The sequence below is a fragment of the Haloparvum alkalitolerans genome (assembly GCF_055381565.1).
This window is the reverse complement of sequence record NZ_AP043938.1, coordinates 1,026,026-1,043,742: the sequence shown is the minus strand read 5'-3', so window position 1 is coordinate 1,043,742 and position 17,717 is coordinate 1,026,026. Positions and strand designations below refer to the sequence as shown.

Annotated in this window: 16 protein-coding genes; 10 read left to right on the top strand and 6 right to left on the bottom strand. The window is 71.9% G+C overall.

Translation table 11 applies throughout. From position 1 onward, the window contains the following. Positions 1–31: 31 nt before the first annotated feature. The 4 genes from ACZ432_RS07625 to ACZ432_RS07610 form a co-directional block, all read right to left on the bottom strand. Positions 32–718, bottom strand: a complete 687-nt coding sequence (locus tag ACZ432_RS07625; RefSeq protein WP_426963969.1) for a DUF7530 family protein — start codon at positions 716–718, stop codon at positions 32–34. Next, a complete protein-coding gene (locus ACZ432_RS07620) occupies positions 715–1,656 on the bottom strand; it encodes an NAD(P)H-binding protein (protein ID WP_426963970.1) in 942 nt (313 codons plus the stop codon). Before ACZ432_RS07620 ends, ACZ432_RS07625 begins: the two co-directional genes overlap by 4 nt. A 72-nt stretch (positions 1,657–1,728) precedes the next feature. Then, positions 1,729–2,655, bottom strand: coding sequence for a YkgJ family cysteine cluster protein (locus ACZ432_RS07615; protein WP_426963971.1), 927 nt, complete (start codon positions 2,653–2,655; stop codon positions 1,729–1,731). Positions 2,656–2,697: 42 nt separating this feature from the next. Beyond that, positions 2,698–3,948 carry a helix-turn-helix transcriptional regulator gene (locus ACZ432_RS07610; protein ID WP_426963973.1) on the bottom strand — a complete coding sequence of 417 codons (1,251 nt, stop codon included), beginning with the start codon at positions 3,946–3,948 and terminating at the stop codon, positions 2,698–2,700. A gap of 124 nt (positions 3,949–4,072) precedes the next feature. Here ACZ432_RS07610 and ACZ432_RS07605 point away from each other — a divergent pair, with 124 nt between their 5' ends. After that, a complete protein-coding gene (locus tag ACZ432_RS07605) occupies positions 4,073–4,261 on the top strand; it encodes a DUF7554 family protein (protein WP_426963975.1) in 189 nt (62 codons plus the stop codon). Further along, entirely contained in the window at positions 4,262–4,798 is a 537-nt protein-coding gene (locus ACZ432_RS07600; protein ID WP_426963976.1) for a 2'-5' RNA ligase family protein, read from the top strand. Between the two features lie 54 nt (positions 4,799–4,852). Here the strand turns inward: ACZ432_RS07600 and ACZ432_RS07595 are convergent, their stop codons facing one another. Further along, complete coding sequence (locus ACZ432_RS07595; RefSeq protein ID WP_426963977.1) at positions 4,853–6,244, bottom strand: cytochrome P450; 1,392 nt, start codon at positions 6,242–6,244, stop codon at positions 4,853–4,855. Positions 6,245–6,351: 107 nt separating this feature from the next. Here ACZ432_RS07595 and ACZ432_RS07590 point away from each other — a divergent pair, with 107 nt between their 5' ends. The 8 genes from ACZ432_RS07590 to hemL all read left to right on the top strand — a co-directional run bounded on the left by ACZ432_RS07590 (position 6,352) and on the right by hemL (position 16,164). Further along, entirely contained in the window at positions 6,352–8,100 is a 1,749-nt protein-coding gene (locus ACZ432_RS07590) for an excinuclease ABC subunit C (RefSeq protein WP_426963978.1), read from the top strand. Positions 8,101–8,383: 283 nt separating this feature from the next. Then, positions 8,384–9,196 carry a 1-(5-phosphoribosyl)-5-[(5-phosphoribosylamino)methylideneamino]imidazole-4-carboxamide isomerase gene (gene hisA / locus ACZ432_RS07585; protein WP_426963979.1) on the top strand — a complete coding sequence of 271 codons (813 nt, stop codon included), beginning with the start codon at positions 8,384–8,386 and terminating at the stop codon, positions 9,194–9,196. Between the two features lie 69 nt (positions 9,197–9,265). Then, positions 9,266–9,856 (top strand): imidazoleglycerol-phosphate dehydratase HisB, encoded by a 591-nt coding sequence (hisB, locus tag ACZ432_RS07580; protein ID WP_426963981.1) that lies wholly within the window; start codon positions 9,266–9,268, stop codon positions 9,854–9,856. 76 nt (positions 9,857–9,932) lie between these two features. Beyond that, a complete protein-coding gene (locus tag ACZ432_RS07575) occupies positions 9,933–10,433 on the top strand; it encodes an ACT domain-containing protein (RefSeq protein WP_058367520.1) in 501 nt (166 codons plus the stop codon). Positions 10,434–10,615: 182 nt separating this feature from the next. Then, complete coding sequence (gene radA / locus ACZ432_RS07570; RefSeq protein WP_426963983.1) at positions 10,616–11,647, top strand: DNA repair and recombination protein RadA; 1,032 nt, start codon at positions 10,616–10,618, stop codon at positions 11,645–11,647. A 622-nt stretch (positions 11,648–12,269) separates the two neighbouring features. After that, complete coding sequence (locus ACZ432_RS07565) at positions 12,270–13,949, top strand: ammonium transporter (RefSeq protein ID WP_426963984.1); 1,680 nt, start codon at positions 12,270–12,272, stop codon at positions 13,947–13,949. A 290-nt stretch (positions 13,950–14,239) separates the two neighbouring features. Beyond that, positions 14,240–14,725 carry a hypothetical protein gene (locus tag ACZ432_RS07560; protein WP_426963986.1) on the top strand — a complete coding sequence of 162 codons (486 nt, stop codon included), beginning with the start codon at positions 14,240–14,242 and terminating at the stop codon, positions 14,723–14,725. A gap of 101 nt (positions 14,726–14,826) precedes the next feature. Further along, entirely contained in the window at positions 14,827–16,164 is a 1,338-nt protein-coding gene (gene hemL, locus ACZ432_RS07555) for a glutamate-1-semialdehyde 2,1-aminomutase (RefSeq protein WP_426963988.1), read from the top strand. 60 nt (positions 16,165–16,224) lie between these two features. Here the strand turns inward: hemL and ACZ432_RS07550 are convergent, their stop codons facing one another. Beyond that, on the bottom strand, positions 16,225–17,685 hold the full coding sequence (locus ACZ432_RS07550; protein ID WP_426963989.1) for an ATP-binding protein: 1,461 nt from the start codon (positions 17,683–17,685) through the stop codon (positions 16,225–16,227). Positions 17,686–17,717 lie beyond the last annotated feature (32 nt).

The following is a 17,717-nucleotide window of genomic DNA, read 5'->3' as shown; positions in this document are numbered from 1 at the left end:
GCGACCCGGTCGGTCCGCGTTTTTCCACCAGTCAGCGCCCGGTCAGCGCCGCGGCCGTGGCCGAGAGCGCGACGACGCCGACGACGTGGACGGCGAGCGCCGCCGACAGGACCGGCGCCCCGAGCAGGAACGGCGCGAGCGTCAGGTGGGCCAGCGCGAACCCGGCGTTCGTCGCGTCGAGCCGCAGCGCGAGCGCCCGGTTCTCCGGATCGGCCGTGGTCCGACCCGCACGCCGCAGGCTCACGAGCGCGACCCACCACGAGGTGGCCGCGCGGTAACAGAGGTCCCACAGCACCAGCAGCGCGAGAAACACCGCGGGCGCCGGCGGCGCCGGGCCGAACAGCCGGCTCATGAGCGACGCGCCGTCGGCGGGGTCGACGACGAACAGGTGGACGACGAGCGCGACGAAGCCGACCACCGCCAGCACGACCTCGGCGCTCGACGCGAACAGCAGGGTCGTGTGGTGCGGGGGCGCGTCGATCCGGCGGTTCCCCGCCCCGAGACGGAGCAGGACGAGGCTCCCCAGCCCTGCGAGGAGGACGGCGACGGTCCCCGCGATCACCGCCTCGGGGAGGCCGTACCGCCAGCCGAGAGCGAGCACCGCCGCCTCGAACAGCCCGATCTGGAGCGCCACGGCTCCGCGTGAGCGCGGCCCGAACCCGGGAAGCGCGCCGATCAACTGCTCGAAGACCCAGCGCTCACCGCTGCGTCCACTCACTGGGGTCCCTCCGAACCCTCGGGCGCTGCACCGTCGGTCTCGGCTCCCTCGCCGAGCGCGCGGGCCACGGCGACGTCGAACGGGGTCGGATCGACGCCGAGCAGGTCCCGGAGCCGGTCGTCCTCCGCGACGACCGGATTGCCCATCCCCTCGACGAGCGGACGGGCGACTGCCGGCGACACGTCGGTGACGAGCGCCAGCCAGCGGGCCGAGAGCCGGGGGGTCAACACTGGAACGGGAACGACGAACAGGCGGCCGCCGAGGTGCGCGCGCGTGCGCCGCAGGATCTCCGCGTAGGTCAGCACCTCCGGTCCGCCGACCTCGTAGGTCTCGCCCGCGGTTTCGGGGTGGTCCAGTACGCCAGCCAGATACGCGATCACGTCGTCGACGGCGACCGGCTGACACGGCGTGTTCACCCACTTCGGCGTGACCATCACCGGGAGCCGGTCGGCGAGCTGCCGGATCAGCTCGAAGCTCGCGGAGCCGCGCCCCACGATGATCGCCGCGCGCAGGACCGTGAGCGCGTACGCGCCCGCCGCCAGCACGCGCTCGACCTCGCGACGCGAACGGAGGTGCGGCGAGAGCGCGTCGCCGTCCTCCCCCAGTCCGCCGAGATAGACGACGCGTTCGACGCCCGCCGCCTCCGCGGCGTCCCGGAAGTTCTCGGCCGCTCGACGGTCGCGCCCCTCGAAGCCCGGCCCCGACCCCATCGAGTGGACGAGGTAGTAGGCTGCCTCCACCGGCTCGCCGGCGACCCGAAACGCGGCGGGCAGGCTCCCGGGGTTCAGGAGGTCGCCCTCGACGACGCGGACGCCAGCGGGGGCGTCGTACCGCGCGGCGTCCCGAACGAGCGCGACGACATCGTGGCCGCGGTCCGACAGCGCCGCGACCAGCCGACTACCCACGAATCCGGTCGCGCCGGTGACGAGCACGCGCATGGGGGAGATGGGTGCGCTTGCGCCTTAACCGGCGCGCCCGTGTTCGCGCGCCGCGCGGTCACCGCTCGGGCCTCACCAGCCGGGCGTCCCGGGCGCGCCGCGTCGGTCCTCCACCTCGCGCGCGAGCGTCCCGGGGTCGTCGGCCGGCACCCCGACGCCGCCGGCGGCCGCGGCGCGTTCGGTCCACTCGTCCAGCGCGCGCCCGACCCACGAGTCGGCGCTCTCGACCGCCGCGCGCGCCTCGGCCATCCGGTCGCGGTTCACCGACAGCGACATCGGGCGCGAGCCGACCGCGGCGCCGACGAACGTGCCCCGGTCGGCCGCCGTCGCCGGGGGCGTCTCCGGGTCGCCGCCGGGCACGGAGCCGACTCCCGCGCGCCGTCCCGCGGCCGCGAGACGCGCGACGGTGCCCTCCAGCGCGTCCGGGTCCGGATGGGCAAACACCGTCGAGCCGAGCGCGGTGGGACCGAACTGCGGCGGCGGGAGGTCCTCGGGGACCGCCCCGTCGGTCAGTCGGTCGCCGCCGAACGCGTCCTCGACGCGCTCGCACTCCGTCTCGCGCTCCAACCGCAGGTTGTGTCCGGGATAGGTGGCGCAGGTCTGCGGGTAACGCTCCGACCCGTGGATCCGACACTGGAGCGTGTCGGGGTCCAGAAAGACGCACGTCGGGAGCCAGCGCGGCGCCGCATCGAACGGACCGACCGCCTTCGGGGGCTTCCGCAGCCCGACGATGAACACCGGCCGGCCGTCGATCGCGGCGAGGTCGTGGCCGTCCACCGTCACCGAGTCGTCGCCCTCGGCCGGCGCGAACAGGCGCGGCACGAGCGCGTCGCCGAGCCCGTCGTCGACGAACGCCGCCACCTCGTCCCGGGTCAGCGGGACCAAGTCGTAGGTGTCGTCGAGGGGGTTCCGACGGCCGGTCCGGTCCGGAACGGGACGGTCCGCGAGCGCTCGCCAGTCGACACAGCAGCCGGCACAGCCCTCGCAGTTGGTCTCCATGCCCCCTGCTCTTCGCAGGCGCGAGGCAAAGCGTTTTCCCGGCTACGCGTCCCCGCCGTCGTCACGCCCCTCGTCGGCATCGCCGGCCGGTCCCGCCTCGTCCGCCTCGGGGAGACGGAGCACGTTCTCGCGCCCGAGCCGGAAGCTCTCCAGTTTCCCGTCCTCGCGGAGTCCGGAGACGACCTGGCTCGTCCGGGCGTCGGTCCAGTCGAGCTCCGAGACCACGTCCTGCTGTTTCATGCGGCCGCCGTTCCGCTCCAGCAGCCTGAGCACACGCTCCTCGTTGCTCAGCAGCTCCTCGGGCGGCTCGCTCGCCTCGGGCTCCTCGGCCCCGCCGGCCGCCGCAGCCGCTCCCGCCGCTCCGCCGTCGCCCTCCTCGCCGCCTTCGCTCTCTCCACCGCTGCCTTCGCTCTCGCCCCCGCCCCCGCCGCCTTCGCCCTTAGCGGCACCGTCGCCCAGTCCGGCCGCGTTCCGGACCCACTCGCGGCGCCAGTAGAGCAGTCCAGCCACCAGCGCGACGACGACGGCGCCGGCGACCGCGGTTCCGCCACCGTCGAGGACGCTCGGCCGTGCGGCGGTCACCCGCGGCTCGTCGGCCGAGAAGTCGCGCGGTCCCCGCCACGTCACGGAACGCTCGTCGCTCGCGTCCGGCTGCGGCGACGCAGTCCCGCGCTCGTACCCCTCGGGCCACCGGATCGTCAGGGCGTATCCCTCCTCCAGGTACAGCCCGCCGAGGGCGTCGCCCATCTCCAGGCGGCCGTCCGACGCGGCGGCGAAGCCGGTCCACTCGTACTCGTAGACGAGCAGGCCCGTCTCCTCGGGGAACTGCTCCCGCGCGGTCGTCACGGTCGTGTTCCCGACGGTCATCTCGCGGCCGGTCGCGTTCTCGGCGGTCGCCGCGGTCGCGGCCATGCGCTCCTCGAAGCGTGCGGCGTAGTCGGACTCGTTCTCGGCCACGTCGGCCTCCAGGTCCTCGAAGGCGGCCTCCCGGTCCTCCGTGTCGAGGCGCACGCGGTACTCGACGCGCCACGAGGCGTCGCCCGACTCGTCGACGGTCGCGCGCAGCAGCACGCGGTCGGCGTCGACCGCCTGCGCCGAGGCGAACCCCTCGGGCTGTACGACCGAGGCGGCGCCGTCTCCGGCTGCGGCCCCCTCTCCGCCGCCGCCGACCAGCGCCCCGGCGCCGCCCGCGACGACCGTGACGAGCAGCGCCAGCGCCAGCGCGGTCGCGACGAGTCCCCTCGCCGACGCCGCGGCGTCCGGCGCGCCCGTCCGGTCCGAACTGCGGTCCATGGACGTTTTCTCTCCCCCCGGGACTAAGCGGTTTCCGCTTGCCGCAGGGGTGTCGGCCCCGCGGTCGGTTCAGGGAGCGCGGCCGGCCGCAGTCCTTTTGCTCTCCCGGCCGCCACACCGAGGCATGACCCGCGCCAAACTCGACGTCGAGGACCTGCTGAAGCTCATCCTCGGGCTCGTGATCGTCTGGCTCGTCCTCGAGATCCTCGGCGAGGTGCTATCGATCACCGCCGCGGTCTTCCGTGCGATCCCGACGCTCGTCGGGGTCGCCGTCGTCGTCCTCATCGTACTCTGGCTCACCGACCGGATCTGAATGTTCAGCCTGAACGTCCCGATTCCCCCCGCGGTGGAGCGGATCGCGGACGACCTGCAGCCGCGGCTCGTATCCTTCGACCGCGTCCGCGAGCGTCACACCCTCGTCTGTAAGCGCATCGGCGTCGACGACCTCCCGGTCGCCGGCCGCGCCCCGCACAAGGACCGCGCGCTCGCGGCGCTCCGCGAGGAACTCCGCCCGCTGCTGGCCGGCACCGCGCCGATCGACCTCCGGATCGCGGGGATCGACGCCTTCGAACGCCCCGCCCAGGGACCGGGACCGGTCGTCTACCTCGCTGTGGAGAGCGACGCCCTCCGACGGCTCCATCGCCGACTCTGTGGCGCGTTCGACCCGGTCGACGGCATCGAGGGGGACGACTACGTCCCGCACGTCACCCTCGCGCGCGGCGGCGACCGCGACGCCGTCGAGCGCCTGCTGGCGGCGGACGTCGAGCCCGTGAGCTGGACCGCGAGCGAGCTGGACGTTTACGACCCCGAGTTCCGGGAGGTCGCCGCGACGGTGCCGCTTCGCGGCTGATCGCGACGGGTTATTTCTGTCCCTCTGCGGGAGGGTTTCCGCCCCCGACTGACCCTACCGCTCCCGGACGCGCATCGTGACCGGCCCCTCGGGATGCATCGTCAGCGACCCGCGAAGCGACAGCGCCGGCCCCTCGTAGTCGAGCCGATAGCGCGAGCAGACCGTCGCGAGGATGATCTTCGCCTCGAGCAGCGAGAAACCGCGGCCGATGCAGTGGCGCGGCCCGCCGCCGAACGGGAAGAAGGCGAACCGCGGGCGATCGGCCGACCGCTCGGGCGTCCAGCGGCCGGGATCGAACGCCTCGGGGTCGTCGTACCACCGATCCGAGCGGTGGACGACCCACTGCGGGAGCATCACGAGCGCGTCCGCGGGCACGCGGTAGCCGGCGTGTTTCACGTCGACCGTCGGCTGGCGGAACAGGGTGTAGACCGGCGGGTAGAGCCGCATCGCCTCGTCGAGGGCGTTCCCCACGACCGTCAGTTCGCGCGCGTCGGCCGCGTCCGGTCGGCCGGTCCCGACCACGTCGTCGACCCCCGCCTCGACGCGCTCGCGCTCGGCGGGGTGCTCCGAGAGGAGGTAGAAGGCGTAGGTGAGCGTCAGCGCCGTGGTGTCGTGACCCGCCAGCAACATCGTCACGAGCTCGTCGCGGATCCCTCGGTCATCGACCGCGCCCGCCTCTCGCGCGCGCAGCAGCACCGACAGCAGGTCCATCGGCATGCCGCTCTCGCCCGTGACGGGGTCGGTCACCGCCGTTCCGGCGTCGCCGGCCGGGTCCGCGGCCGGGTCGCGCGCGGTCCCGCGCCGGCGCTCGAGCACGTCGTCGACGACCGACTCCAGCTCCGCGACCGCGGCGTCGAAGGCGCGGTTCTCCCGGGTCGGCGCCCAGTCGGGCAGGAGAACTCGCCGCGGGTCCGGCTCGAAGCGCGCGCCGAGCGGCTCCAGCGATTCCTGGACGCGGCGAACGGTCTCCTCGTCGGCGTCGACGCCGAACATCGCCGTGGCGATGATCCGGACCGTGAGCTGCGCGAACGCCAGCTGGACGTCGACCGTCTCCCCCGGCTCCCACTCCGAGACGACCGTCTCCGCCTGCTGTGCCATCATCTCCCCGAGTCCGGTGATCCGCCGCATGTCGAAGGCGGGGTTCGCGAGCGACCGTCGTCGCTCCCACATCTCGCCGTCGCTCATCAGCAGGCCGTCGCCGAGCAGGTCGTCGATGGCGCGGTCGCCGAGGTCGGCTTTCCGGTAGCGGTTCGACTCGCTCACGAGCACGCGCTCGACGTCGCGGGGGTTCGTGAGCATGTACGTCTCTCGAGGGCCCAGATCGAAGCGTACCACGTCGCCGTAGGCCGCCCCGCAGGCGGACAGAAATCGGAAGGGGTCGTCGGCGTACCGGCGTGCGCTCCCCAGTACCGGGTCACCGGCGGGGCCGGGCGGTTGCCGCTGCATGGCCGGGAGTCAGGACCACGCGGGGATAAGCGTTGACCGGCTTCTCACCGCGTCTCCCGGGTCCGACCCCGTAGCGTTCAAACCCGCGAGGCGGCTACGGGAACCTGATGGACGCCGCCGCGGTCCGCGAACGAGCGGCCGATCTCCCGGCCGAGCCGGGGGTCTACCAGTTCCAGGACGGCGACACGACGCTGTACGTCGGCAAGGCGGTCGACCTCCGCGCACGCGTCCGGTCGTACGCCGACCCGCGGTCGGGGCGTATCCGCGGAATGGTCGACCGAGCGGACGGGATCGACTTCGCGGTCACGGACACCGAGACGCAGGCGCTGCTGCTGGAGGCGAACCTGATCAAGCGGCTCCAGCCGCGGTTCAACGTTCGGCTGAAGGACGACAAGTCCTACCCGCTGGTCCAGTTCACCGACCACCCCGTGCCGCGGATCGAAGTCACGCGCGACCCCGAGGAGGGAGCGACTGCGTTCGGCCCCTACACGAACAAAGGGCGCGTCGAGACGGTGGTGAAGGCGGTCCGGGAGACTTACGGGTTGCGCGGCTGCTCGAACCACAAGTACAGCGACCGCGACCGCCCCTGTCTCGACTACGAGATGGGGCTGTGTACGGCGCCGTGTACGGGGGAGATCGACCCGGAGACGTACCGCGAGGACGTGACCGCCGCACGCCGATTCTTCGAGGGTGAAACCGGCGCGCTCGCGGACCCGATCCGGCGGGAGATGGAGGCGGCCGCGGAGCGCGAGGAGTTCGAGCGCGCGGCGAATCTCCGGGACAGGCTGGCGGCCGTCGAGGCGTTCCACGGCGGCGGCTCGGAGGCGGTCGCCGGCCGCCCTTCCGCGGAGACGACCGATGTGCTCGCGGCTGCGGTCGAGGGAGGATCCCCGCGCGTGGCGCGGCTCCACAGCGAGCGCGGCCAGCTCGTCGATCGGAGCCGCCACCGCCTCGACGCGCCGACGGGCGAGGACGGGACGGCCGCGGACACGCCGGCCGCGGTGCTCGGGGCCTTCCTCACCCAGTACTACACCGAGCGCGACCTCCCGGACGTCGTCCTGCTCGCCGAGCGGCCGCCCGACGAGGACGTGATCGACTGGCTGGCACGCGAGGGCGTCGACGTGCGCGTTCCCGGCGCGGGGCGCGAGGCGAAGCTGGTCGACCTCGCGCTCAAGAACGCCCGGCGGCGCGGCGGGCGGGACGACGAGCTCGGCGCGCTCGCGGACCGGCTCGGCATCGACCGCCCCGACCGGATCGAGGGGTTCGACGTGAGCCACGCGCAGGGAACCGCGGTCGTCGGCTCCGACGTCTGCTTCGTCGACGGGAGCGCCGAGACGGCCGACTACCGGCGGAAGAAGCTCCCGGAGCGAAACGACGACTACGCCAACATGCGCGCGCTGATCCGCTGGCGGGCGACGCGGGCGGTCGAGGACGAGGACGACCGCCCCGACCCGGACCTGTTGCTGATCGACGGCGGCGAGGGACAGCTCGCGGCCGCGCGGGACGCGCTCGCGGAGACCGGCTGGGACGTGCCGGTCGTCGCGCTGGCGAAGGCCGAGGAGACCGTGATCACGCCGGACGGCCCGCGGGACTGGCCGGACGACGCGCCGGAGCTACACCTCCTCCAGCGCGTGCGCGACGAGGCGCACCGCTTCGCGGTCCAGTACCACCAGACGGTCCGCGACGAAGTCTCGACCGTCCTCGACGACGTGCCGGGCGTCGGCCCCGAGACGCGCCGGCGGCTCCTCCGTCGGTTCGGGTCGGTCGGGAGCGTCCGCGACGCGTCCGTCGAGGACCTGACCGACGTGGACGGCGTCGGCCAGAAGACGGCGCGGACCATCGCGGAGCGGCTGTAGCGGACGCTGACGGGGGTCCCGTCACTGACGGTGGCGGACGCGGCTGGCGAACAGGCGGCTGTGGCGCCGGGAGACACCGAGTTCGCGGGGCGACTGCCGCGCTCTCGCGTCGCGGTCGGCGACCGCGCGCGTGTCGAGGGCGCTGGCCCCCGTTTCGCCCGCCCCGCGGTTGCGGTCAGGTCACGGGACGGCTGGCTCGGCTTGCTACATAAGGACGCGCCCGCGGGAGGGGACCGTCGCCGGAACCGACCGCCTTAACCCCGAACCGGCGGTAGCCGACCCCATGAGCCACTTCCCGGAGTTCGAGGTGATCCCCGCCGTCGACGTGCAGGACGGCGAGGTCGTCCAGCTCGTGCAGGGCGAACGCGGCACCGGCAAGCGATACGGCGACCCGGTCGAGGCCGCGGAGCGGTGGATCGACGCGGGCGCGCGCACGCTCCACCTCGTCGACCTCGACGGCGCGTTCGAGGGCGAGCGCGTCAACGCGGCGGCCGTCGAGGCCGTGGTCGAGGCGGTGGAAGGGGTCGAGACGGACGACGCGAGGAACGGCGCGGACGGCGGGACACCCGGCCGTGTCGGCCTCCAGCTCGGCGGCGGGATCCGGACCGCCGCGGGCGCGGTCGACCTGTTGGAGCTGGGCCTCGACCGCGTGATCCTCGGGACGGCCGCGGTCGAGAGCCCCGAGATCGTCGCGGAGATCTCCGAGACGCATCCGGGGTCGGTGATGGTGAGCCTCGACGCGAAGGACGGCGAGGTCGTGGTCTCCGGCTGGACCGAGTCCACCGGGCTGGACCCGGCCGAGGCGGCCGCGCGCTACGAGGACCTCGGCGCCGGCGCGGTGCTGTTCACGAACGTCGACGTGGAGGGACAGCTCTCGGGGATCGACCGCGGGGCGGTCGAGGCCGTGGTGGAGGCGGTCGACATTCCCGTCGTCGCCTCCGGCGGCGTCGCGTCGGTCGAGGACGTGGTCGCGCTGAAGGAGGCCGGCGCGGCCGCGGTCGTCGTCGGCACGGCGCTGTACGAGGGCGAGTTCACGCTCGCGGAGGCGCAGGCGGCGGCGGACGCGGTCGACGAGGCGGACGCCGGGGTCCGATAGCGGGGAACGCGGCGGGGTGGCGCTCGAGCGAGCGCAACCACCTTATGACCGGCCCGCGAGGGGGCGTGTATGAGCGACCGGAGCGCGGCCGTCTCGCGGGCGACCGCCGAGACGGAGATCGACCTGACGCTCGCCGTCGACGGCGACGGCGACGCCGCGGTGGACACCGGCGTCGGCTTCTTCGACCACATGCTGGAGTCGTTCGCCAAGCACGGCCTCTTCGACCTGACCGTCCAGTGCGACGGCGACACCCACATCGACGACCACCACACCGTCGAGGACGTGGCGATCTGTCTGGGCGAGGCGTTCGCGGAGGCGCTCGGCGACAAGCGCGGGATCCGGCGCTACGCCGACCGGCGCGTGCCCCTCGACGAGGCGGTCGCGTCCGTCGTGGTCGACGTCTCGGGCCGGCCGTATTACGAGTTCGACGGCGCGTTCTCGCAGGAGTCGGTCGGGGAGTTCACGAGCGTCATGGCCGACCACTTCGCGATGTCGCTGGCGCACAACGCCGACCTGACGCTGCACGCAGGGATCGAGCGCGGCGACAACGCCCACCACGAGGTCGAGGCGCTGTTCAAGGCGCTCGCACGGGCGCTCGACGACGCGACCCGGATCGACGACCGCCGGTCCGACACGCCGAGCACGAAGGGCGAGTTGTAGCGGGCGGCCGTCGCCGCTCCCGTCACGGATCACCCCGTGCCTTTTAAGCCCCGCGCGGCGGGCGTTCGAGTAACGGATGTTCGACGAGATTATGGAGAAGTTCGAGGGCTCGCCGAGCCAGCAGTCGGTCATCCGGCTGCTTCTTGAGCGCGGCTTCTCCGTCAACGACGAGGGGCGCGTCGTCTCCGGGGGGATCGAGATCCCTTACACCGGGATCGCGCGCGAGCTGGACGTGGACCGGCGCGTGGTCGACTCGACGACCGACGCGATCCTCGCGGACCCGGAGCTCCGCCGGATCTTCGCCAACATCTCCGCGATCCCGAGCCTGATGGACCTGGCGCCGGTGCTCGACCTGACCGTGCTCACGGTGGAGGTCGCGGCCGCGGACGAGTCGGGGATCGTCGCGGAGGTGACCGGCCTGATCGCCGACCACGGCATCTCCATCCGGCAGGTCATAAGCGAGGACCCGGAGTTCACCGACGACCCCAAACTGTACGTCATCACCGACGAGGCGATCCCCGGCGACCTGCTCGTCGAGATCCGCGACCTCGCCTACGTTCGCCGCGTCGAGTTCTAACCCGCCCGCGTTCCCTCTCTTTCGCCTCGCACTCCCTCCCTTTCGCCTCGCACTCCCTCCCTTTCGCCCGCGAATTTTTCACCCGTAGCGAGCCATCCGGGTTGGAGCCGGTCCGCCCCCGATTCACTTTCACTCCGGTGTTAACGGGGGTTTATATGCGGTGACGGACAAGGCGGGAGTACATGCCCGAAGACGAACTCGAGGACCTTCCCGGCGTCGGCCCCGCGACGGCCGACAAACTCGTCGACAGCGGTTTCGAGAGCTACCAGAGCATCGCCGTGGCCAGCCCCGGCGAGCTGTCGAACACCGCCGACATCGGCGAGTCGTCCGCGTCCGACATCATCAACGCCGCCCGCGAGGCGGCGGACGTGGGCGGCTTCGAAACCGGCGCGACCGTGCTCGAACGACGCGAGCAGATCGGCAAGCTCTCGTGGCAGATCGACGAGGTTGACGACCTGCTCGGCGGCGGCATCGAGACGCAGTCGATCACCGAAGTGTACGGCGAGTTCGGCGCCGGCAAGTCGCAGGTGACCCACCAGATGGCCGTCAACGTCCAGCTCTCGAAGGAGAACGGCGGCCTCGAAGGCGGCTGCATCTTCGTCGACTCCGAGGACACCTTCCGCCCCGAGCGGATCGACGACATGGTCCGCGGGCTCGACGACGAGATCATCGAAGACGAGTTCGAGCGCCGCGAGATCGAGGGCTCGCCGGACGACGACGAGGCGATGGAGGAGCTCGTCGCCGCGTTCCTGGACCAGATCCACGTCGCGAAGGCGTTCAACTCCAACCACCAGATCCTGCTCGCGGAGAAGGCCAAGGAACTGGCCGGCGAGCACGAGGAGAGCGAGTGGCCCATCCGCATCGTCTGCGTCGACTCCCTGACCGCGCACTTCCGCGCGGAGTACGTCGGCCGCGGCGAACTCGCCGAGCGCCAGCAGAAGCTCAACAAGCACCTCCACGACCTGATGCGGATCGGCGACCTGTTCAACACCGCCATCCTCGTCACCAACCAGGTCGCCTCTAACCCCGACTCCTACTTCGGCGACCCCACGCAGGCCATCGGCGGCAACATCCTCGGCCACGCCTCCACCTTCCGCATCTACCTCCGCAAGTCGAAGGGCGACAAGCGGATCGTCCGTCTCGTCGACGCGCCCAACCTCGCGGACGGCGAGGCCGTCATGCGCGTCCAGAACGAGGGGCTGAAGCCGGAGTAAGACGACCTTTTTCTGCGGTCGGGTGAGCGCGGCGCAGGCGCCGCGCTCACCGCTCCCTTGAAAAATGTCGATCAAAAAGGGGCCGCGGTCGGCGCTGCGGGCGCTTCGCGCCCTCGCGCCGCCGCGGTACCACTACCTCGCACATAACCCCACAGCGACTGCATCAGCACCGCACCGCGGCCGAGACAGAAAACCGCTCAGCGACCGCGACCGCCACAGCACCGCACCGCGACCGCAGGAGACCGAAAATTGATCGGCAGCACGATCCCACGGTGAGGGATCCCGACCCGTCGACCCCGGAGAGCCGGGTTGATGGGCCTCGAACTCCGGGTGCGCGCGAGCGTTTCGGCCGTATCTCTCGGACATTCTGACACTATGGCCGTCAAGTTCCGTGGCAACACTTGCACGGTCTGTCGGCGAATTACGTCCTTATATTGCCCTTATTCGTCCCTATATCTGACGGCTGCTGTATTCTCGGCCTGGATTTTTGACAAACCCAACTCCAATCTTTATGTATGGCCGTTCCACCAAGTCGAGACGTGATTCACGATACGAACGCACGCGGTTCGGGTGTACCAGTGAACGATCGTTTGGAATTGGGGCTCGCTGAGGTGATGTCGGCATGACGCTCGGCGCCGGTCTGCTCGCGCAGGTCGACCCCTCCGTCATCGCGGAGGGCGTGAACCTGATGTGGGTCGCGGTCGCCTGCTTCCTGATCTTCTTCATGCACGCGGGCTTCGCGATGCTGGAGGCGGGACAGGTCCGCGCGAAGAACGTCGCCAACCAGCTGACGAAGAACCTGCTGACCTGGAGCGTGGGCGTCATCGCCTACTTCTTCATCGGCTTCGGGCTGGAGGCGTTCGTCGGCGGTCTCACCGGCGGCGGCTCCTACGGTCTCGGCCAGTTCACGGCCGTGATGGGCGCCGAGGACGGCGCCTGGGTCAACAGCTGGCTCTTCGGCGCCGTCTTCGCGATGACGGCCGCGACCATCGTCTCCGGCGCGGTCGCCGGCCGCGCGAAGCTCCGCGCGTACGTCGGCTACACGCTGCTGCTCGCGGCAGTCATCTACCCCGTCGTGGTCGGCTTCACGTGGGGCGGCGGCTTCCTCGCCTCGCTCGGCTTCGTCGACTTCGCGGGCGGCATGATCGTCCACGGCATGGGCGGCATCGCCGGCCTCACGGCCGCGTACGTCCTCGGCCCGCGCATCGACCGCTACGCCGACGACGGCTCCACGAACGTCATCCCGGGCCACTCGATCACCTTCGCGGTGCTCGGGACGCTGGTGCTGGCGTTCGGCTGGTACGGCTTCAACGTCGGCACCACCGCGACCGTCTTCACGACCACCGAGGCGGGCGAGCTCGCGCTCGGCGGGTACGCCTCCGTGGGCCGCGTCGCGCTCGCAACCACCGTCGGGATGGCGTTCGGCGCGGTGGGCGCCGCCATCGCCTCCCTCTCGGTCAACGGGAAGGTCGACACGCTGTACGTCGCGAACGGACTGCTCGCGGGCCTCGTCGGCGTGACGGGCATCGCCAACGTCGTCACGTGGTGGGGCGCCATGGCCGTCGCGTTAGTCTGCGGCCTCCAGCTCCCGTTCGTCTTCGAGTTCGTCTCCGACCGCCTGAAGATCGACGACGTCTGCGCCGTCTTCCCGGTCCACGGCTCCGCCGGCGTCATCGGCGTGCTGGCGCTGCCGTTCGTCCACGTCAACGGCTTCTCGGTCGACCTGCTCGTCGCGCAGGTCGTCGGCACCGCGGTCATCACGGTCTGGACCGTCGTCGCGACCGGCGCCGTCTTCGGCGCGTTCAAGGCCGCCGGACAGGCCCGCGTCTCGCCGCAGCACGAGCGCGAGGGCCTCGACGTCTCCGAACACGGCGTCGACACCTACCCCGAGTTCGGCAAGCCCATCGCCGCGGACGGCGGCGACGCCGGCGTCGTCCGCACGGACGGCGGCGAGGGCTCGGGCATCGAGATGGTCACGGCGATCATCCGCCCGGACAAGCTCGGCGACGTGAAGACCGCGCTCGCGGAGACCGGCGCGCCGTCGCTGACCGTCACGAACGTCTCCGGCCGCGGCTCCCAGCCCGCCAAGAAGGGCCAGTGGCGCGGCGAGGAGTACGTCGTCGACCTCCACCAGAAGGTGAAGGTGGAGTGCGTGGTCGCGGACGTGCCCGCCGACGAGGTCGCGGAGGCCATCGCCGACGCCGCCTCCACCGGCGAACCCGGCGACGGCAAGGTGTTCATCATGCCCGTCGAGGACGCGCTGCAGGTCCGCACGGGCGCCCGCGGGGTGGAAGCGGTCTGAGGCGACGCTCCGCCGTCGACGGCATTCCGAACCCCGCCCGGCCGTGACGACGCGCGGGGTGACGCTTGGGTGTGTGGCGGGCGGTCGCGCCCGTCTCGCTTCGTCACGACGCTGTGGTTGCTCCTCCCCCGCGCGGTCGGCCCGACGCCGCCCCGCGCGGGCTTCTCCGTCCCGGACGCTCGGTCGCCGCCGAGCGACTGCACCGCCGAGCGACCGCACCGCCGCCGGCCGTGCGACCCGAACGCGGATCCGGGTCCACGGCTATGTGGGTGGCCCCGCAACGGGAGGACATGGTCTCGAACACGCGTCTGTACGGCGCCGCGGTGGGCGTGGCGTCCGGCGGCTACTCGGTGATCAGCGCGACGACCGCCTCGCGCATGGTGACGGCCGGGTGGCTGATGCTGGTCGTCGGCGCCGTCGCGCTCGTTCACGGCATCGCACTTTTGACGCCCGCCGCCGACCGCATCGGCGACGCCAGCGGCCCCCTGATGGCCGTCTACGCGCTGACCATGCTCGCGATCCAGGTCGGGCTGGCTGCGGGGTTCCTCGCCGACGGGAGCGGCATGGGCGGCGGGATGGACGGCGGCATGGGGTCGGGGATGGGGAGCGACGCCATGGGCTCGGCCGTGGGGAGCGCCGGCCTGATGGGGGTCGACCTCGGGATGACCGCGCTCGCGCTGGTGATGCTCGCCAGCGGCCTGATCATGGCGCGGGGCTCCGGAATGGACGGCGGGGAGACGGCCGCCGGCGGGACGACGGACGGCGACAGGATGTGAGCGCCCCGGCGTCCGGGCAACGTCCGGGTCGCGTCACCCCCGACCCGGCGGCGGCCGCCGACTCGACAAGGACTTTGGGCCGCCGCGCCGAAGCGGGAGACATGAACCACGAGCGCTCGCGGGAGCTCTACGACCGCGCGCTGTCGGTGCTGCCGGGCGGCGTCAACTCCTCGGTCCGCGCCACCATGCCGCACCCGTTCTTTATCGAGCGCGGCGACGGCGGCCACGTGATCGACGCCGACGGCAACCGGTACGTCGACTGGGTGATGGGGTACGGTCCCCTGCTGTACGGCCACGACCTGCCAGAACCGGTGTCGGCGGCGATCCAGTCGCACGTCGCGGCGGGGCCGATGTACGGCGCGCCGACGGAGGTCGAGGTCGAGCACGCGGAGTTCCTGGCCCGGCACGTCCCGAGCGTGGAGATGACGCGGTTCGTCAACTCCGGGACGGAGGCGACCGTCTCCGCGGTCCGGCTTGCGCGCGGCCACACCGGCCGCGACAAGATCGTCGTCATGCAGGGCGGCTACCACGGCGCACAGGAGTCGACGCTCGTCGCGGGCGAGGCGGGCGACGCCCATCCCTCGACGCCGGGGATCCCGGAGGCGTTCGCGGAGCACACGCTCCCGGTGCCGTTCAACGACCCCGAGGCCGCGACGGAGGTGTTCGAGGAGCACGGCGACGACATCGCGGCGGTCCTCGTCGAGCCGATCCTCGCGAACAAGGGGATCGTAATGCCGGTCGACGGCTACCACGAGACGCTCCGGGACCTCTGTGACGACCACGGCGCCCTCCTGATCTTCGACGAGGTGATCACCGGCTTCCGCGTCGGCGGCCTCGGCTGTGCGCAGGGCAAGTTCGGCGTCACGCCCGACGTGACCACGTTCGGCAAGATCGTCGGTGGCGGCTTCCCGGTCGGCGCGATCGGCGGGCGCGCGGACGTGATCGAGGAGTTCACGCCGAGCGGCGACGTGTTCCAGTCGGGCACCTTCTCGGGCCACCCGGTCACGATGGCCGCGGGGCTCGAGACCCTCAGATACGCCGCGGAGAACGACGTGTACGAGCACGTCAACCGGCTCGGCCGGAAGCTCCGCGAGGGCATCTCGGAGATCTGCGCCGAGCGGGCGCCCGAGTACACCGTCGTCGGCACCGACTCGCTGTTCAAGACGATCTTCACCCGCGAGGGGCCGCGCGACCTCGACGGCCAGTGTCCCGGCGGCTGTCGGCAGGACCCCGACTGCCCGCGCTACGACTACTGCCCGAAGAACGGCGCGGACGTGGCGAACGCGGAGACCGACCGCTGGGAGCGCGTCTTCTGGCAGGAGATGAAGGAGCGCGGCGTCTTCCTCACCGCCAACCAGTTCGAGAGCCAGTTCGTCTCCTACGCCCACACCGACGAGGACGTCGAGGAGACGCTGGCGGCCTACGAGGCGGCGCTGTAGGCTCCCGCCGGCGTCGCTCGCCGTCGGGTTCGCACTCATTCGGCGCCATCGACCTCGCGATCACTCGGCGCCGTCGGCCTCGTCTTCGCTCGGCGGCGCCATCGGCTCCAGCGATAGCGTCACTTCGGTGCCGTCGTCGAGCGTCCGGAACGACACCTCGCCGTCGACGTCCCGGACGATCCACGTGACGAGCCACAGCCCCAGTCCGCTCGTGTGGTGAAGCTGCGTCTCGCGGTCGCGCTCGAGCACCGACAGCTCCTCGTCGGGGATGCCCGGGCCATCGTCGCGGACGGTCACCCGAACGGGATCGCCCGGCCTCACGCGCACCTCGATCGTCGGGTCGTCCGCGTGTTTGGCGGCGTTCTCGAGCAGGTTGTCCACGGCCACGTCGAGTAGGTCGTTGCCGACGACCCACACCGGGTGCGCGGGCGTGTCGACCGTCAGATCGGGCGCGTCGACGGAGTTGGAGAGGGCGGCGGCGCGCCGCCGGACCAGCGCCGCCACGTCGACCGCCGTCCGCCGGTCGCTCTCCTCGCCGAGCGCGCGCTCGACGGACCTGGCCTTTCGGCTCCGCTCGAGGAGGTCCTCCGACCGCGACCGGATCGCCTCCGCGTGAGCGAGGGTCGCGGGGTCCTCGCTCGCCTCGACGATGTCGGCGGCGTGGCCCATGACCACGTTCATCGCGTTCCGATGGTCGTGTCTGAGGACGCGGTTCAGCACCTGCAGGCGCTGCTCGCGGCGCTTCTGCTCGGTGATGTCGACGTAGGTGGCGAAGCCGTGTTCGGAGGTCTCGGAGAGCGGGACGGTGTACAGCAGAAAGTCCCGGATGCCGTCCGCGGCGCGGCGCTGCACCTCCACCTGGAGGTCCCGCTCGTCGAGTCGCTCGTTGAGCGCGGCGGCCTCGTCCTGGCGGTCGGGCGGGACGATCAGGTCGTCGACGGACCGGCCGAGCGCCTCCTCTTCGCTGAAGCCGAACACCTCGGCGAAGGCGGGGTTGGCGTCCCTGATCAGCGGCTCCCCGTTCACGTACTCGTAGTGGACCGTGGGGCTCGGAACCCCTTCGAACAGCGTGGCGAAGCGGTCGCGCTCGCGCTGGGCCTCGGTTCGCGCCTCGTCGTAGGCGCGCTCGCGCCGACGCGTGGCCACGTCGTAGGAGCCGAGGACGACGCCCCCCACCGCCCCCGCGGTGACGTTGTTCGCGACGAGGTACGAGAGGTGCGCCACCTCGGCCCCCGCGAACAGTTCGTGGCCGATCGTCCACAGCAGGGCACACAGCATCGCGAAGACGCCGACGCCGATCCACGCCAACACGTAGCCCGTCTCCCGGCGAGTGTACCCCTCCCGGCGGAGCCAGCCGGCGCTCGCGACCAGCCCCAACGCCAGTCCGAGCGGGATCGCCGCCTCAACCACGACGAGCAGGGGGTCGCTCATCGAAATCACGTGACGAACGTGAACCGCGGCCAGGGTGACACCGAGAACCGCGACGGCCGCCTGCCCGCCGTCGCGGATCGGGTCGGTCATGCTCGTCCCGAGGGGGGACACCTCCAAGGCTC

What these genes read in the sequence shown, in the direction of transcription:
- ACZ432_RS07620 (WP_426963970.1), bottom strand. Translation starts at nt 1,656, where the DNA reads ATGCGCGTGCTCGTCACCGGCGCGACCGGATTCGTGGGTAGTCGGCTG.
- ACZ432_RS07615 (WP_426963971.1), bottom strand. Translation starts at nt 2,655, where the DNA reads ATGGAGACCAACTGCGAGGGCTGTGCCGGCTGCTGTGTCGACTGGCGA.
- ACZ432_RS07610 (WP_426963973.1), bottom strand. Translation starts at nt 3,948, where the DNA reads ATGGACCGCAGTTCGGACCGGACGGGCGCGCCGGACGCCGCGGCGTCG.
- ACZ432_RS07605 (WP_426963975.1), top strand. Translation starts at nt 4,073, where the DNA reads ATGACCCGCGCCAAACTCGACGTCGAGGACCTGCTGAAGCTCATCCTC.
- ACZ432_RS07600 (WP_426963976.1), top strand. Translation starts at nt 4,262, where the DNA reads ATGTTCAGCCTGAACGTCCCGATTCCCCCCGCGGTGGAGCGGATCGCG.
- ACZ432_RS07595 (WP_426963977.1), bottom strand. Translation starts at nt 6,244, where the DNA reads ATGCAGCGGCAACCGCCCGGCCCCGCCGGTGACCCGGTACTGGGGAGC.
- ACZ432_RS07590 (WP_426963978.1), top strand. Translation starts at nt 6,352, where the DNA reads ATGGACGCCGCCGCGGTCCGCGAACGAGCGGCCGATCTCCCGGCCGAG.
- hisA (WP_426963979.1), top strand. Translation starts at nt 8,384, where the DNA reads ATGAGCCACTTCCCGGAGTTCGAGGTGATCCCCGCCGTCGACGTGCAG.
- hisB (WP_426963981.1), top strand. Translation starts at nt 9,266, where the DNA reads ATGAGCGACCGGAGCGCGGCCGTCTCGCGGGCGACCGCCGAGACGGAG.
- ACZ432_RS07575 (WP_058367520.1), top strand. Translation starts at nt 9,933, where the DNA reads ATGTTCGACGAGATTATGGAGAAGTTCGAGGGCTCGCCGAGCCAGCAG.
- radA (WP_426963983.1), top strand. Translation starts at nt 10,616, where the DNA reads ATGCCCGAAGACGAACTCGAGGACCTTCCCGGCGTCGGCCCCGCGACG.
- ACZ432_RS07565 (WP_426963984.1), top strand. Translation starts at nt 12,270, where the DNA reads ATGACGCTCGGCGCCGGTCTGCTCGCGCAGGTCGACCCCTCCGTCATC.
- ACZ432_RS07560 (WP_426963986.1), top strand. Translation starts at nt 14,240, where the DNA reads ATGGTCTCGAACACGCGTCTGTACGGCGCCGCGGTGGGCGTGGCGTCC.
- hemL (WP_426963988.1), top strand. Translation starts at nt 14,827, where the DNA reads ATGAACCACGAGCGCTCGCGGGAGCTCTACGACCGCGCGCTGTCGGTG.
- ACZ432_RS07550 (WP_426963989.1), bottom strand. Translation starts at nt 17,685, where the DNA reads ATGACCGACCCGATCCGCGACGGCGGGCAGGCGGCCGTCGCGGTTCTC.